Origin of the sequence: Rhodococcus sp. 5A-K4 (genome assembly GCF_046097995.1) — a bacterium.
Taxonomy (GTDB): Bacteria; Actinomycetota; Actinomycetes; order Mycobacteriales; family Mycobacteriaceae; genus Rhodococcus_F; species Rhodococcus_F erythropolis.
Genome location: NZ_JBJURM010000001.1, coordinates 337,723 through 353,616, shown reverse-complemented (window position 1 = coordinate 353,616; position 15,894 = coordinate 337,723). Strand labels below are relative to the sequence as shown.

At 63.9% G+C, this 15,894-nt stretch carries 15 protein-coding genes; 8 read left to right on the top strand and 7 right to left on the bottom strand.

The window, feature by feature from the left end; translation table 11 throughout:
* Nucleotides 1-6 precede the first annotated feature (6 nt).
* Nucleotides 7-396 (top strand): VOC family protein, encoded by a 390-nt coding sequence (locus ACKAMS_RS01675; protein WP_019744328.1) that lies wholly within the window; start codon nucleotides 7-9, stop codon nucleotides 394-396.
* 80 nt (nucleotides 397-476) lie between these two features.
* On the opposite strand, the gene ACKAMS_RS01670 is transcribed toward ACKAMS_RS01675, so the two are convergent.
* Genes ACKAMS_RS01670 through ACKAMS_RS01650 form a run of 5 tightly spaced genes read right to left on the bottom strand, consistent with a single transcriptional unit; the run spans nucleotide 477 to nucleotide 6,073 of the window.
* Nucleotides 477-836: a hypothetical protein gene (locus ACKAMS_RS01670; protein ID WP_408988523.1), complete on the bottom strand. Its 360-nt coding sequence runs from the start codon at nucleotides 834-836 to the stop codon at nucleotides 477-479.
* 2 nt (nucleotides 837-838) lie between these two features.
* Entirely contained in the window at nucleotides 839-1,597 is a 759-nt protein-coding gene (locus ACKAMS_RS01665) for an ABC transporter ATP-binding protein (RefSeq protein WP_020906807.1), read from the bottom strand.
* On the bottom strand, nucleotides 1,594-2,337 hold the full coding sequence (locus tag ACKAMS_RS01660) for an ABC transporter ATP-binding protein (protein WP_007728482.1): 744 nt from the start codon (nucleotides 2,335-2,337) through the stop codon (nucleotides 1,594-1,596). The genes ACKAMS_RS01665 and ACKAMS_RS01660 overlap by 4 nt, the downstream gene beginning before the upstream one ends.
* A complete protein-coding gene (locus tag ACKAMS_RS01655; RefSeq protein WP_408988522.1) occupies nucleotides 2,330-4,588 on the bottom strand; it encodes an ABC transporter permease in 2,259 nt (752 codons plus the stop codon). Before ACKAMS_RS01655 ends, ACKAMS_RS01660 begins: the two co-directional genes overlap by 8 nt.
* 60 nt (nucleotides 4,589-4,648) lie before the next feature.
* A complete protein-coding gene (locus tag ACKAMS_RS01650) occupies nucleotides 4,649-6,073 on the bottom strand; it encodes an ABC transporter substrate-binding protein (protein ID WP_047889752.1) in 1,425 nt (474 codons plus the stop codon).
* 284 nt (nucleotides 6,074-6,357) lie between these two features.
* Here ACKAMS_RS01650 and ACKAMS_RS01645 point away from each other — a divergent pair, with 284 nt between their 5' ends.
* The 5 genes from ACKAMS_RS01645 to menE are packed head-to-tail and all read left to right on the top strand — an operon-like array spanning nucleotide 6,358 to nucleotide 9,669.
* Entirely contained in the window at nucleotides 6,358-7,557 is a 1,200-nt protein-coding gene (locus ACKAMS_RS01645; protein WP_099697448.1) for an inorganic phosphate transporter, read from the top strand.
* A gap of 15 nt (nucleotides 7,558-7,572) precedes the next feature.
* Entirely contained in the window at nucleotides 7,573-7,836 is a 264-nt protein-coding gene (locus ACKAMS_RS01640; RefSeq protein ID WP_019744334.1) for a membrane protein, read from the top strand.
* A 54-nt stretch (nucleotides 7,837-7,890) separates the two neighbouring features.
* Nucleotides 7,891-8,226, top strand: coding sequence for a DUF3349 domain-containing protein (locus ACKAMS_RS01635; RefSeq protein WP_019744335.1), 336 nt, complete (start codon nucleotides 7,891-7,893; stop codon nucleotides 8,224-8,226).
* Nucleotides 8,227-8,230: 4 nt separating this feature from the next.
* Nucleotides 8,231-8,533 (top strand): DUF3349 domain-containing protein, encoded by a 303-nt coding sequence (locus ACKAMS_RS01630; protein ID WP_019744336.1) that lies wholly within the window; start codon nucleotides 8,231-8,233, stop codon nucleotides 8,531-8,533.
* Nucleotides 8,530-9,669: an o-succinylbenzoate--CoA ligase gene (gene menE / locus ACKAMS_RS01625; RefSeq protein WP_021334073.1), complete on the top strand. Its 1,140-nt coding sequence runs from the start codon at nucleotides 8,530-8,532 to the stop codon at nucleotides 9,667-9,669. The genes ACKAMS_RS01630 and menE overlap by 4 nt, the downstream gene beginning before the upstream one ends.
* 54 nt (nucleotides 9,670-9,723) lie before the next feature.
* Here the strand turns inward: menE and ACKAMS_RS01620 are convergent, their stop codons facing one another.
* Nucleotides 9,724-10,617: a hypothetical protein gene (locus ACKAMS_RS01620; protein WP_408988521.1), complete on the bottom strand. Its 894-nt coding sequence runs from the start codon at nucleotides 10,615-10,617 to the stop codon at nucleotides 9,724-9,726.
* A gap of 154 nt (nucleotides 10,618-10,771) precedes the next feature.
* On the opposite strand from ACKAMS_RS01620, the gene ACKAMS_RS01615 reads away from it, so the two are divergent.
* Both ACKAMS_RS01615 and ACKAMS_RS01610 read left to right on the top strand, forming a co-directional pair.
* Complete coding sequence (locus ACKAMS_RS01615; RefSeq protein WP_003941960.1) at nucleotides 10,772-11,779, top strand: daunorubicin resistance protein DrrA family ABC transporter ATP-binding protein; 1,008 nt, start codon at nucleotides 10,772-10,774, stop codon at nucleotides 11,777-11,779.
* Nucleotides 11,776-12,603 carry an ABC transporter permease gene (locus tag ACKAMS_RS01610; protein WP_003941848.1) on the top strand — a complete coding sequence of 276 codons (828 nt, stop codon included), beginning with the start codon at nucleotides 11,776-11,778 and terminating at the stop codon, nucleotides 12,601-12,603. The genes ACKAMS_RS01615 and ACKAMS_RS01610 overlap by 4 nt, the downstream gene beginning before the upstream one ends.
* A 21-nt stretch (nucleotides 12,604-12,624) precedes the next feature.
* Here ACKAMS_RS01610 and ACKAMS_RS01605 read toward each other — a convergent pair whose 3' ends face one another.
* Nucleotides 12,625-15,873, bottom strand: coding sequence for a BTAD domain-containing putative transcriptional regulator (locus ACKAMS_RS01605; RefSeq protein ID WP_408988520.1), 3,249 nt, complete (start codon nucleotides 15,871-15,873; stop codon nucleotides 12,625-12,627).
* Nucleotides 15,874-15,894 lie beyond the last annotated feature (21 nt).

Sequence of the window (15,894 nt, the reverse complement as noted above, 5' to 3'; positions counted from 1 at the left end):
TCGGACGTGGAGATTCTGAGTAGCCGTACGATATTGCGCCCGAGCGAGTACGAACGAACGCTGAGCTTCTACCGAGACACCCTCGGTCTGGCGATCGCTCGTGAATATCCCGGCGGCACAGTCTTCTTCGCCGGCCAAGGGCTGATCGAAGTCGCAGCGCACGGCGGCACCGGCGAAGGTGGCTTTCGCGGCGCGATCTGGCTGCAGGTCCGTGACCTCACTGCCGCTCAGACCGAACTGGTTCTCGCCGGAGTCAAGATCGCCCGCGAGGCCAGGCAAGAACCGTGGGGTCTGCACGAGATGTGGATCGCCGACCCCGACGGGACACCGATCGTGATGGTGCAGATCCCGGAGGACCATCCGATCCGACGCGATTCCCGGCCACCGTCCGCGTAGTCGAGACACAGCTGTAGCCGAGCAGTGACAGATGCCCGCCACGACTTTCGTGGCGGGCATCTGTCGGTTCTTCGCAGAGATCAGTTGCGCGTGCTCAGCGCCTGAGAGATCTGATCTGTCTGGGCCTGACCCTCGAGCAGTTGGCGAACCAACCACAGCCGCAGCACCTTTGCCACCGATGCGGCCAGGAAGAGTGCGGCACCGACCACTGTCAGGGCGAGGAAAACCACGGTGAGGATCTGGTACGACACCAGATCCCGCAGGTCCGAGAGCGTCAGCGAAGAGATGTAGACGACGAAGGCGCCGACGACTCCGACGACCATGAGCACCAGGCCGGCGATGCGCGTCGCCGCGTCGCCGCCTGCCTGCTTCTTGTCCAGCTGCAACTCTGCGATGTTCTTCTTGAATTCCTCACGGCGATCTTCGGCGAGAGTAGTCATCGTCATCCTCCTAGATAACTGGTAGAAAGTTCGTTTTCGATGTCGAGGGGATCGCCGGTCTTCACGACGCGTCCCTGCAACATGAGTGCGGCCGAGGTCGCGATGGGCAGCACCGCTCGTGCGAACTGCTCGGCGACGAGAATGGAAATGCCTTCGGCTGCAAGCGAGCCGACGACGTCGTACATCTGCGAGACGATTCGCGGTGCGAGACCCATCGACAGCTCGTCGAGCAGGAGCACCGTCGGGTGAGTGCCGAGCGCCCGTGACAGCGCCAGCATCTGCTGCTCGCCGCCGGACATCGATCCGGCCAACTGCCCGCGCCGCTCCCCCAGGATCGGGAACCTGCTGTACGCAACCTCTTCGAGTTCGGCCAACCCGACGCCCGTTCCCGTGGCGATCCACAGATTTTCGCGCACGGTCAGGTTTGCGAAGATCCCGCGTCCCTCGGGGATGGAGCAGACGCCCAGCCTCGCCAACTCCGAAGGCTCGACGCCGTTCACGACCTGGCCCGCGAGCCGGAACTCGCCGCGGGTGACCGGCAGGACGCCTGAGCAGATCTTGAGCGTCGACGTCTTGCCACCACCGTTGGGTCCGAGCAGCGCCACCACTGCGCCCGGTTCGAGTACCAGATCCACCCCGTGCAGAACCTCGATGGATCCGTAACCGGCACGGACACCGGACAGTTCGAGCAACGGTTCGGCGCGGTCGGGGCTGCGTATGCCCTCGTCGATTTTCGCATCGCCAATTTTCGCTGAAGTCATACCGCCTCCTCCTCGGTCCCGATGTAGGCCGCGATCACTTCCGGATCCGTCCGGATCTTCTCCGGATCGCCCGATGCGAGGACTGCGCCGTAGTCGAGCACGTGAATGGTCGAGCACACCTTCATCACCAGCGGAATGTCGTGCTCCACCAGACAGATTCCGAGTCCACCCGCCGCCAGCTCGGTGAGCATCTCGGCAAAGACCTCGGTTTCCTGCTCGGTCTGGCCCGAGGCCGGTTCGTCGAGCAGCAGCACTCGCGGGTCGGTCATGAGCGCCCGTGCAACTTCGACTACGCGGGCGCGTCCGGTGGGGATGTCCGCGACGTCCTTGTCCGCGACATCCGTCAGCCCGGTCAGCTCCAGCAGACGATCCGTCTCGCTGTCCACGTCGATCTTGTTGCGGCCGTTCGCCTTGTGGATGTCTCCCGCGACACGCAGGTTGTCACGCACCGACAGCGAGACGAACAGTTCGAGCCGCTGGAAGGTACGCGCAAGCCCGCGACCTGCCCGCTTGTGCGGCGGCAGCTTCGTCACGTCGACGCCGCCGAGGAACACCTGACCGGACGTGGGTTTCTGCAGCCCGGTGATGGTGTTGAAGAGCGTCGTCTTGCCCGCACCATTCGGTCCGATCAGTCCCGTCACGGTTCCGGGTTGCACGGTGAGCGAAACGTCCTTGACCGCGACGTGCCCACCGAAACGAACGCTCACACCGCGTGTTTCGAGAAGAGGTGTGTCAGACATGGGCGGTCAACTCCTTCGGCGAGCCGCCCTGGTACTGAGGAATCCCCAGTTCGCGGTCGATCTCGTCACGGATCTCGGGGCTGTACGGGACGTCGATCCCGACGTCTTCGGGAACGACTGTCGCCTTGGCGGCCAATTCTTCCGGAGTGAGAACCGCACGGGGCATGACCATCTCGCCGATCACGGGCAGCATGAACACCACCGCGATCGTGATGGACGCGAACCACCAGTTGCCGAGTACGCCGGTCAGAGCAAGGACGTAGGTCAGTAGAACGACTGCGGCGCCGCCGATCAGAACCGGCCTGGCATCGGTGAGCCGACGGTATCCCTCGATCACGCTGTGCACGGTGCCACTGGGGTTCGCGCCGACACCGATGCCGATCAGGGCCGGGCTGACGGCCGCGATGTTGCCCAGCAGCAGCCACATTCCCTCCAACTCCGGTTGCGCCGAAGCCAGATTGGTGAACGAGACCATGATGACGGCAAAGCCGATTCCGGCCATGAGCCCACCGAACAGCGCGCCGGTGACGTATCCGATGCCCGCGACGACGGTCAGCATGAGCAGCGAGAGGCTGACCATGATGGCAAAGCTCTCGCCCGAGACCGAACCCATCGCGCTCGACATCAGAATGCCGCCGAGACCGGCGATCCCCGAAGAGATCATGAAGACGCTCAGCTTGAGCCGAACCAGGCTCTGGCCGAGCATGGCCGAACCGGCCGGGCTGTCCTTCATCGCAGCGAGACGGCGCCCGTAGCCGCTGTTACGCAACGCGATGACGCCGACGCCGAGTACCGAGAACAGCGCGGTCACGGTCATCAGGAACACCGTCTCGTTGCTCAGATCGAGCGGGCCGATCTTCAGCGGAGGGATAGCGATGTTGCCGTCTTTGAACAGCGAATACTTCATGCCGAACATCTCGTGTTCGGTGGTGTCGCGAAGGACCATGTTGGAGAGGAACACTCCGAATGCCATGGTCGCAAGCGCGAGATACAGCCCTCGAAGTCGCAGCGCCGGCAGGGCGACGAGGCCACCGATCACTGCGGTGACGAGGACTCCGACGACGATGCCCCACAGGTTGAGGTGCGCAGCCAACCCGGAACCGGAGATCCCGAAGTGGAAGGCCACGATGGTAGCGATAGCGCCGAAAGATACCGGCGCCAAGTTCAATTCACCCGCGTAGCCGGTGAGGAGTGTGAGCGAGAGCGCGATGATCGCGAAAGTCATTCCGATGGTCAGTGTCGTGACCGCCGACGTCACCATCAGCAGACGGATCAGGTACACGATGACGATCAGTGCCACGCCCCAGACGACGGCCATGCGCACGCTCGGGACGTGGTACCGCTCACGGGTGCGAGTGACCGCACCGCGCAGGCGGTCCTGAGGTAGGACGATGAGTACGACGAACAGCGCGATCATCGGTAGGGAGACACGGAAATTCGACGTCCAACTCCAACTGGTCGGGAAGTACGCCAATACGTACGTACCGGCAAGCCCGAGAACCACGGCACCGACAAACGTGCGCGGGATGCTGCGCAACCGACCGAACATGGCCGCGGCAAACGCGTCGATCACCAAGAGCGTCAACATGTTCGCCTCGAGTGTGCCGCCACTGATCGGGGTGATCAGGATGCCGGCCAGGACTGCGAGCGTCGAACCCATCGCCCAGGACAGTGCCGCGAGACGCTCCGGATTGTGGCCGTTGAGGCGCAGTAGTTCCGGATCGTCGACGACGCCGCGCATCGCAACACCGGCACGGGTGCGCGTGAAAAGAATACGCAGACCGACGGCGATAGCGATCGCAACGAGGATGCAGATCAGCTCGTGGTAGCGGATGCTCGCGCCGAACACCGTGATCTTGGACTGGTCACCGAAGAACATCTGCATCGTTCGGGCGGTCTCGGGATGCCAGAACCAGTGAGAAATCGAGAGCATTCCGAGCAGGATCGATACCGTCACAACGATTTTGGTGACCTCGGCGGTATCGCGTAGCCCCTTCATGATCAGGACGTAGAGGCCGAGACCCATCAGCGGACCGACCAGGACCAACGAGATCAGCAAGGCAACGACAGTGGGAAGTTCCCAGCCGTAGCGCAACTGCCAGTAGATGAACGCACCGAGCATTGCCTGTGCACCGTGCGCGAAGTTGAAGATGCCTGACGTGTTGTACGTGAGTACCAGCCCGGAGGCGGCGATCGCGTACACCGATCCCAGGACCAGGCCCAGGATCGTGAAAGTGACAAAAGTGTTCATGGCTGAACCCTCGTTAGGGACTCGGGCGGCGGTTGGCGCTCGCCGCCCGAGTCGGAAGAATCAGGACTGCGGCTTGATGACGTTGGCGTTCTGGTACTTCGTCGAGACGCGGTCAGCGCCGAGCTCGGTTCCCCAGGTGCTCTTGTCGGTCGCGACGAGGTACTTGGGGTCGCACTTGAATTCGCCCGCGGTGGACGGGAACGCCTGCGAGTAGGTACTGCCCTTCAGCGAGGTCATGAGTCCGCAGGTGGCCGGCATGTTCTTGCCGGGATCGGTGGCGGCATGCAATCCGCCGCCGTCCCACTCGTGAATGTTCGAGAGTTCGTCGACCATGCACTGACGCGTCAGATCGCTGCCGCACTCGTCCGCGGCGGCCGCCCACAGCAGGAACGACGACGCCGCCTGCATACCGAGAAGCGCAGTCTTGCCACCCTGCTCGGAAACCAGATCCACGTACTTCTTCACTGCAGGCACCTTGTCCGCGTTCTCGAGCATCTGGAAGGTCATGCCCGCGTTGAGGTTGTCGAGCAGTCCGGTGTCCTTGTTCCAATCGGAGACGGTCGCGCCGTACCAGGTGGCTTCACCGAAGAAGATGGGATCGATCCCGACCTGGTCGAGGGCCTTCACGAAGTTCAGCTCCGACGGGCTTGCCGATCGTGACGTCCAGATTCCCTTCGCACCGCACTCCTTGTACTTCTCGGCAAACGGCACGTAGCTCGATTCGCCCTCGTAGTTGAGTGTGACGCCGCAATCCTTGAGCTTGAAGCCCGCAGCCTCGGCGATCGAACGAATCTTCGTGGTGGAGCTGATGATCGTGGGCATCGTGCTGTTGACGACGTCGAAGTCGTTCACCAGATCGGGATGCATCTCGGCCATCTGGAACCACTGCGAACCGTTCGCGTAGTCGACGGGGAACGGGACTCCCTGGAACGTCATGGGTCCGTTCGCGGCGTCCGGCGAGACGGTGAAGCCTGGCACTGACACCAGGTTGCACGCGACACGCGTCTGCTCGGCGGTCTGATCCATCGCGAAGCCGTAGCCGACCATCATGAACTGACTCGCGCACGCTTCCTGCATGACCGAGTTGGCCTGCGTCATCGCGGCGTCGTAGTCGGTACCGACGACCTTGCGGCCGTTGATACCGCCTTGATCGTTGCACCACGAGATGAGCGCGTTCACCGCATCGCTCATTTCCTTGTTCAGCCCGGGAGACTTCACGTACCCGCGGTCGTCACCGAACCCGATCTTGATCTCGGTGTCGCTGACGCCTTGATCGGTTGCGCCGGTGGCATCGCCTTCGCCACACGGCGAATCGAGGGTGCCGAACTTCGCGTCGGATGTGCTCGACGCAAGATCGGCGCTGACGCCTGGTCCGCCGACAGCGACGGCGTAGGGATCGTCACCACGATTCGATGCGCAGGCTGATGCCAGAACGGCGGTCGCTGCGAGTGCCACGATCAGCTTCGTGGACTTGTTGGGCTTCACGGTCGGAGCTCTCCTTCTCACTGACAGACACCGAGATACAGAGGTGAAACCCCTGTTCCGGTGCGCTCGGTGCCCGTAGGTAATCAGCGTTTAAAACGGTCCGAATGTGCCTTCCCGGTGAGTGAGACCAAAAAGTGAGGTCCCACACAGGGTTCGGATTTCGTGGCGCTGAACACATCGCGAACGGCAGCGCCGCAGCCCACGCGCGGGGACGTACTCCACGGAGGCCCTGTTCGCATCCCGTTCGCTGTACTTTTACGCGTTCGATACGCACAATTCACGTTGTGACCGCAGAGCTCGTAATCCTCCTGGTGGTAGTTGTCACCGCCCTCGCGTTCGATTTCACGAATGGTTTTCACGACACGGGTAACGCAATGGCCACCTCCATCGCGACCGGTGCACTCAAGCCCAAAGTTGCGGTCACACTTTCCGCGATCCTGAACCTGGTCGGTGCGTTCCTGTCCGTCGAGGTCGCCGCGACGGTAGCCAAAGGTGTCGTCAACCTCGGCGCGGTCAGTGGGCAGGATCTGCTGCTGATCGTGTTCGCCGGTCTTGTCGGCGGAATCATCTGGAACCTGGCGACCTGGCTTCTCGGATTGCCGTCGAGCTCCTCGCACGCGCTGTTCGGCGGATTGATCGGCGCCGCGATCGCCTCCATCGGTATGGGCGGAGTCGAGTGGGGCGGAGTGCTGACCAAGGTCGTCGTCCCCGCGATCCTCGCGCCGGTCGTCGCTGCTCTGGTCGCGGGCGTCGGCACCAAGCTCGTGTACCGCATCACCGCATCCGTCAAGGAAGACGAGCGCGAGCGCGGTTTCCGTTTCGGCCAGATCGGCACCGCCTCCCTGATCTCACTTGCACACGGCACCAACGACGCCCAGAAGACGATGGGCGTCATCTTTTTGGCCCTGGTCGCTCACGGCACCATCACCGCCGAGACCGAGATGCCGTTCTGGGTGAAGTTCACCTGTGCCGTCGCGATCGCCCTCGGCACCTACCTCGGCGGTTGGCGCATCATCCGCACACTGGGCAAGGGTCTTGTCGAGATTGCCGCGCCGCAGGGTCTGGCAGCCGAAGCGTCGTCCGCCGCCATCATCCTCACGTCGAGCCACCTCGGACTCCCCCTCTCGACCACCCACGTCGCCACCGGATCGATCCTCGGTACGGGTATCGGTCGCAAGGGCGCCGAGGTCCGTTGGGGTGTCGCCGGCCGGATGGCCGCAGCCTGGCTGATCACATTGCCGTCGGCTGCCGTCGTCGGAGCTATCTGCTGGGCTCTTGCGCATCTGGTCGGCGGACTCGCCGGCGTGCTCGTCGTCTTCGCCGCGCTCATCGCTTTCGCGATCTTCATGTACATACGCTCGCGTAAGGAACCCGTGGACGCGGCGAACGTCACCGCCGAATGGGACGAGAATTCAGATGCGGCAATTGCCGAGATCCCGGCAGCCGAATCTACTCCGTCCACCGAAGCCACCCGCAACTCCTGAAAGGGGCGCAAGAGAATGCATCTACTCACCGATACCCTCGATTCGCTCTGGCAGGTAGTGGCAGTAGGACTGCTCTTCGGAGCGGGACTGCCGGCGATCTTCGCATTCGGCCTCAAGTCGCTGAGCCTGCCGAATCCCGACGGCACCGAAGGACCGACCACCCTGGGTAAAATGGGTGCGTACCTCTGTTTTGCGATCGTGCTCGTCACGATCTTCGCCGGAATTCTGTTGTTGATGAAGAACTTCTTGGCCAGCACGTTCGGAATCCACGTCTTCTGAGTGGTCGTCGCGGCACACCACTGAAACCACCGAAACGAAAATGAGGCCGAGGATTTGAGCAAGTATTCATTGCGCAGCGTGCTCGACTGGCTACGCGCCGGGTACCCCGAGGGCATCCCGGACAAGGATCATTTCGCCCTGCTCGCGGTTCTCCGTCGACGTCTGACCGACGAGGAGATCGAGCAGGTCGTTTCGATGTCCATCGAGTCCGCGCACGAGGTACCGGACCGCCACGTCGACTACGACACGATTCGCGCCATCATCGAGGGGATCCTCAACGAGGAGCCGTCCGAGGACGACGTCGATCGTGTCACCGAAAGACTGCGCGCAGGTGGGTGGCCGGTCATCGAAGACGTGGACGCCGACAACGAAGTTCGAGATGTGAGCTGACGTCATGGCTCTTCCGCCCTTCCTCACGTCGATAGTCGGCTGGTTGCGGGCCGGCTATCCCAATGGCGTCCCCGAACAGGACTACATCCCGCTCTTCGCACTCCTCACTCGCAGACTTTCCGAAGCCGAGGTCGACGCCGTCGCCGACGCGTTGATCGAGGACGGCGATCTGCCCATCGAGAAGACCGACATCCAGGTCCTCATCACGAAGATCACCAACGAGATGCCTCTCGAAACCGATGTCGACCGCGTGCGAAGCCATCTGGCTGACGGTGGTTGGCCCCTTGCCGGGCCGGACATCCGGTGAACGTTCTTCGCACACTCGCGGTTCCGCAGGGCGAGGCGGCTTTCGAGGTATTGCCTGCCGTCGCGCAGATCCTGGGCGGCGAGCACGACGCCGTGCTCCCCGTCCCGGCTGCCGACGCACGCGAGACGGCCCGACTGAGCGACGCTCTGCACCCCGATCAGCCCATCGACGACGGCGTCTCGCTGGTAGTCGCCACGTCGGGAACCACGGGAACGCCGAAGGGCGCGATGCTCGGTGCTGATGCCCTGCGTGCCAGCGGCGACGCGACCCACGAACGCCTCGGCGGCACAGGATCCTGGTTGCTCGTTCTCCCTCCGCACCACATCGCCGGTATGCAGGTTCTGCTGCGCAGTGTTCTCGCCGGAACGCAACCGGTGATCGTCGACGTCAGTGCGGGTTTCGACCCGGCAGCGCTTCCGGGCGCCGTGGCCGCGATGAGCGGACCGCGCCGCTACACCTCCTTGGTGCCGACGCAGTTGGTCAAGGCGCTCGGTGATCGCGCCGCGGTCGAGGCGTTGGCGTCACTCGACGCGGTTCTGCTCGGCGGCGCTGCGACTCCCGCGCCGGTACTCGCGCAGGCCACCGAAGCGGGCATCACCGTCGTCCGCACCTACGGGATGAGTGAAACCTCCGGCGGTTGCGTCTACGACGGAATCCCGTTGTCCGGAGCGCAGATTCGTATCGACGACGGGCGAGTGCTGCTGGGCGGACCGATGCTCGCGTCCGGGTACCGGGGGCTTCCCGACCACCCCGCTTTCGCCGAGCCCGGTTGGTTCCGGACCGACGACGCCGGAGCGGTGGTCGACGGAGTCCTGCGCATCAGCGGCCGGTTGGACGAGGCAATCTCCACCGGCGGGCTGACCGTCGTACCGCAGGTGGTCGAGGCCGCGTTGGCCGATCACCCGGCCGTTCGCGAGTGCGCGGTGATCGGCATCGAGGACCAGCGGCTGGGGCAGCGGGTGGTGGCCGTGGTCGTACCCGAGGGCGAAGCTCCCACGCTCGATGAACTACGCGCACATGCTCAGCGGACACTCGACGTCACCGCGGCGCCGCGCGAGCTGTTCGTCGTGGACGCACTGCCGCTCCGGGGGCCGGGCAAGCTCGACCGCGCCGCCCTGGTGGCTCGGTTCAGCTAGCAGCCGCAGCACGATTGTTCAGCCGCAGGCCTGATCAGCGCCGCGGCTGCACAATCAGCGCGCGGCTCCGCGGAGGCAAGCCCGCTCGAACCTTTCGCGGACACGTTCGAAGTCGCGAAGATCCGCCCATACCCACCGGAACACCTCGAACCCCGCGTCCCGGATCGCGTCCTCCCGCAGTTTCTCGCGCTCTACCGCCCTCCCCGGATTGTCGCCGCGATACTTGACCATCCCGTCGAACTCGCCCACCACACCGTGCTCTTTCCAGAAGAAATCGACTCTCCCGATGAACCGGCCACCGTGACGGATCTCGTGCTGCAGGGTCGGCATCGGCCAACCGTCGTCGCGCATGCGTACCCGGCTGATGGACTCCCCCGGACTCTCGGCACCTGGTTCGATGAACGTCGCCGCCACTCGAGCGCGACTCATCCCCAGCCGTCCGCGCGCATGATCGAGCGAAGCGTCGACGTCCTCACGCCTCATCCCACGTCGCAGGGCGCAATCACCGATCACCACGGCGGTCTCGAACGGCGTCGTCCGTGCGAGGTCGACGAACGTTCGCGCAAGCGACGTGGTTGCGACGCCGTCGATCAGCGCGACCTCCTCGGCCGGGACCACTGCCGGATGAAGATGCAAGGTTTGACTCTTCCGCCCACCCGAGCATCGGCTACGCGTCAGATGCACGGTGTCCAATCGCAATCCGCCGCAATCCAATCCGTGCATGACCGCTGCCGAAGCGTGGCTCACGATTGCGCCTGGTCCACAGCTTTCGGTGGCTACCATGACAGCGCAGCGGTGGCGTGCTCTCGCATCGAGTTCGCGGAAGTGATCGGCGCGCATGTAGATCCCCGCTGCGATTCGGTGCAGCTCGCCGCGCCTGACCGCTCGCTGCAACTGCGCGTCGCTGGTGCCGTCGCGGTGAGCCTGTGCCCGCGTGAGAATCTCCATGCAGCGAGCGTGATGCCGCCGCGCCCGCACACCGACAAGCAAGATCCGTCTGGGGATTGTTTGCCGGTTGTGGAGCACCGACCTCGCGCGCTGTGCAAGTAACCGCAAGTTCCACGCAAGGTCCATGCAAGATCGATCTGCCAAGCTTCATCCCATGAACCACACAGCTTCGCCTCTTGCCATCGAGGCCGACGGACTCGTCAAGAAGTTCGGCGAGCACCGCGCGGTCGACGGCGTCAGCCTCACCGTCCCCACCGGCTCGGTGTTCGGCGTCCTCGGGCCGAACGGCGCCGGCAAGACCACCACTGTCCGCATGCTCGCCACCCTCCTTCGCCCCGACGGCGGTGAGGCGCGCATCTTCGGTCACGACGTCAGCCGTGAACCCACCGCGGTCCGCTCCCTGATCGGCGTCACCGGGCAGTACGCCTCCGTCGACGAGGATCTGACCGCGACCGAGAACCTCGTGATCTTCTCCCGGTTGCTCGGCCTGAGCCGCCGCGATGCGCGCACCAAGTCCCTCGAACTCCTCGAGGAGTTCGACCTGGTCGAGGCCGCGACCAAACCGCTGAAGAACTTCTCCGGCGGTATGCGTCGGCGCCTGGATCTGGCGGCCAGCCTGATCGCTCGCCCGCCGCTCCTGTTCCTCGACGAGCCCACCACCGGCCTGGATCCGCGCACCCGCGCTCAGATGTGGGTGACCATCCGGCGACTCGTCGCCGAGGGCTCGACGGTGTTGCTCACCACGCAGTACCTCGACGAGGCCGATCAGTTGGCCGATCGCATCGCAGTGATCGACCGAGGTCGCGTGATCGCCAACGGCACCGCCGACGAACTCAAGGCTTCGGTCGGGATCTCCTCCCTCCAACTCAAGTTGGTCGACCGTGACCGAACCGAGGAAGCTCGTTCGCTCATCGCGGCTGCGCTGAGCGTCGAGGTGGGTGTCACCCCCGAAGTCGGGCGGATCACCGCACCACTGAGCGACCCGTCGATCACTGCGGACCTGTTGATCCGTCTGCGTGAGCAAGGAATTGCCGTCGACGAGATCAACGTACAGAAACCCAGCCTGGACGAAGTGTTCCTGACCATTACCGGGCACCAGCCCGAAGACGGTGGACGCAACGACGCCCAGTCCGACAACGACTCCGATCGGAGCGTCGCATGACAACCACCCTCACAAAACCCCGGTCGCCGATAGCCCAGCCGGATGCCGCACCCCGCCGCATCAGCCTGCAGCAGAGCTTCGCGAACACGTTCACGATGGCGTACCGCGGAATTCTCAAGATCAAGCACAACCCCGAGCAACTTTTCGACGTCGTCATCCAGCCGATCATCTTCACGTTGATGTTCACGTACATCTTCGGCGGCGCGATCGCCGGTGACGTGACGGCATATCTGCCGACGATCATCCCCGGCATCCTCGTCCAGACCGTCATCACCGGTTCCATCGTCACGGGCACTCAGCTTCGTGAGGACATGGACAAGGGCGTGTTCGACCGCTTCAAATCCCTTCCCATCGCTCGTATCGCCCCGCTGTCCGGCGCATTGCTCGCCGACGTCGTGCGCTACGGCATCGCAACGACCATCACGTTCATCGTCGGTTTCGCGATGGGTTACCGCCCCGCAGGCGGCGTGGTCGGCATTCTGTCTGCCGCGATCCTGGTCATGGTGTGCGCATTCTCCATCAGCTGGATCTTCGCTCTCATGGGCGTGCTGATGAACAAAGCGTCCACGGTGCAGGGTGTTTCGATGCTCGTGCTGTTCCCGCTGACGTTCCTGTCGAATGCGTTCGTCGATCCTGCCACCATGCCGAGTTGGCTTCAGAAGTTCGTGAACGTCAATCCGGTCTCACACTTGGTGACCGCAGTTCGCGAGCTGGCCAACGACGGTCACTTCGGTATCCACGTCGTGTGGTCGTTGGTCGGCGCCGCGGTGATCGTTGCCGTCATGGCACCCCTGACCGTCCGGATGTACATGCGCAAGACATAAGTCCCGCAACATCGTCCAGACCTAATCCAGCACCGGTCCGCGAAGCGCAGCCAACACTGCTTCGCGGACCGCTCTGCGTGAGTAGCCCGACACCTTCTCGGTTTCCACAGACCACCTGTCGGCTCCCACCACACCGACAGCGAAGTCGGAGAGACGCGCATGGTGGAGCGAGACGAAGTCCTGTCTCCCCGGCATTTTCAACGACAGAGCCATCAGTTCGACCCCTCGATCGATGTTGCCCGTGACAAGATCGAACGACCCGATCGCCGACGCCAAGGAACCCGCGAGCGGCAGGTCCGCATAACCCTTGGGATCGAACTTGAGAGCACTCGAATCCTTCATCTGCAGAACACGACTTGCCACGAGTTCATGTCGGCCGTGAACGACGTGAGCACACACGGCCGCAGCACCGAGCAGAACGACGAAGGGATCACCGAAGATGTTCTCGATCGCAGAGCCCAACAACTCCAGTGCTTCTCGATACCTGGCCAACCCTTCTTCGACTCGGCCGTCCGCGAGATCCGCCTCGGCGATGCTCGCCATCAGCGCCGCGCGCCGTTGATCGGTTTCGATGGCACCGGTCCCACCCGAGTGCGCCAAGGCCGGACGTGCCCGATCGAGAAGTGTTCGCCCGCCGGCGGTGTCACCGGATGCGATCATTGCTCCGGCTTGAAAGCAGATGAGCTGCATCGCCTCGTCACGTGCACCGAGGCGTTCCATCGACGCCGCCGCAATCGCGTAGAACTCGATGGCCTCGCCATATCGCGCGGATTGGCTGTGGACCGACCCGACATGCTGGGCCGCCATCGCCAGGCCCCACTCGTCACCGGCATTGGTCGCGTAATCGAACAACGCTTCCCCGTCCAGCAAAGCGCCCCGCAGATCCCCGATGTTCTCGCGCATATTCGAACGCGCGGACAGCGCAGCCATTCGGGTCTCGGGGTCGGAACTGCGAACGCCTTCCGCAACCAAACGCGCAAGTCTGTGGTTGGCGATCCCACTCGTGGTCAGCTTGATCAGAAATGCGAACAACGGACCGAGATCATCGCGCTCACGCAACAGCTTTCGAAGACGAACCCGCGCGCGGGCATGGTTTCGATCGGTCTCCGCGAAAAACAGATGCATCGCCACCAGAATGAACGTCGCGCCCACCAATTCTGCATTTACATCGCGTAGATCGTTGTCCGCGGTCGCCCCGACGATCTTCGACGCCCAGTTCGAGACTTCCGAATTCGATCCTCGTACGGCCCACAGAATCGCGAGGACGGGAAAGACGTTGGCTACGGTGACCGCGTCGCCGCGCTCCACGGCCCAGCGAAGAACCGCGAGAAGGTTGTCGTGCTCGGCGTCGAGGTCGGCAATCAGGCGCAGCTGATCCGTGCGTGCACGCACGACGGCGTCCTCGGCGATCGCGATTGCCCAGACATCCAGGCGCCGGATCACTTCCGGCCCCTCTCCGGACGCGGCGAGCTGCTCCTCGCCGTATTCACGGACCGTCTCGAGCATGTAGTACCGAAGCTCACCCTGCCCGTCGCTGACGGAAAGAAGTGACTGATTGACCAGCGCTTCGACAGCGCCGGCCACATCGTTCAACTCTCCCCACCCGGCAACGGCCTGCGCCGAGGAAAGCGTGAAACCTGCTGGGAATCGGCACAACCGACGCAGCGCAATCTGATCACCGCTGCCCAACAGATTCCAGCTCCAGTCGATCACCGCGTGCAGAGTTCGATGCCGATCTGGAGACGTCGGATCATCGGAGCGCAACAACGCGAACCGATCTCGAAGTCTCGAACCGATTTCGTCGACGCTCATCGTGCGGACCCGGGCAGCCGCGAGCTCGATCGCCAACGGGAGTCCGTCGAGCGTCGTACACAGCTTGACGACCGCATCGACGTCCAGATGAACGGACGGCCGCACCGCACGGGCTCTCGCCGAGAAGAGCTCGACTGCCGAGCCGGTTCCGTCGTCGATCGCCAACGGCGGCAACGGGTACACCGCCTCGGCACTGATCATGAGCGGCGAACGACTGGTGGTCAGTACCGTCAGCTGACGACCGGCCGCGATCATCTCGGCCACGATCTCCGAACACGCGCCGATCACGTGCTCGCAATTGTCGAGGATGAGCAACATCGGACCGGCGGACAACGCCTCTTTGAGTCGCTCTCGCGCCGAATGCGTCCGGCCGACGGTCAATTTGCCTGGCGCCAGATCGGATTCGCTGATTCCGAGGGTGCCGCCGATGGCCGCGATGACATCTTCACTGCTGCGCAACGACGCCAACTCCACGAGTACCACCGCGACGCCAGGCTGGTTCACGGATCCGCGCAGGCCCAATTCGTGTGCGAGACGGGTTTTTCCGGCGCCACCAGGTCCGAGAATGGTGACCACACGTGAGCGAGCCAGCAAGGATTCGATCTGGTCGATGTCGCTGTCGCGACCGAGCAAGGTGTTGGGGGCAGCGCGTAGACCGATCGCCCGCGCAGCTCGCGGTGTTGCCGCAGGTGCCCCGAGAAGTTCCGCGTTCAGAGCCACCAGTGCGGGTGACGGATCAGCGCCCAGGCGATTGGCGAGGTGGTTGCGGAACTCCGCGAATACTTCGAGTGCCTCGTTGACTCGGCCGGCTCCGGCGAGCGCACGCATCAACGCTTCGGCCGCTGTGTCGTCGAACGGGCTCGACAGATGGCGTCCGCGCACCAGTGGAATGGCGGCCGCGTACTCCCCCAACGTGAGCAAAGCGTCGATCTGCACCGTCTCCAGTTCGTCGTACACGCGGCCCGCGTCGAGCGCCAGACGATCTGCGACGTCGCCGACCACGTCGCTGCCGGGGGTACCGCGCCACAGGCGCAGCGCCGCGGTCGTGAGGGCGAGTGCCTCGGACGCGTCAGCGCCGCCGGCGCGCAGACGACGGACGGCGTCCGCTGCCCGGGCCAGGTCGACACGCTCCCGCGCGAGAGTGAGCCGGTATCCGGCCGCCGTGACTTCGAGCGACCCGTCCGGAAGTGCAGATCGCAGGCGCGAGACCTGAGTGTGGAGGGCGTTCATCGGTGAGCGCGGCGGCTCCAGCCCCCAGACGTCGTCGATCAGGCTCTGCGCAGTACGGGGCTCACCCGGATTGCGAGCCAGCGCAACCAGCAGAGTTCGAGCTCGCGGACCCGGCAACGGAACCAGACGATCGCCCACTTTGGTCGAAATGGGTCCGAGCAAGGCAATGTCTGCCGGGTCTTCGCCCGACTGCGCGTACCTGGCGCGCTCACTCACGTCTCGAGTCATGTGCTGATCCACCGCGTTCGA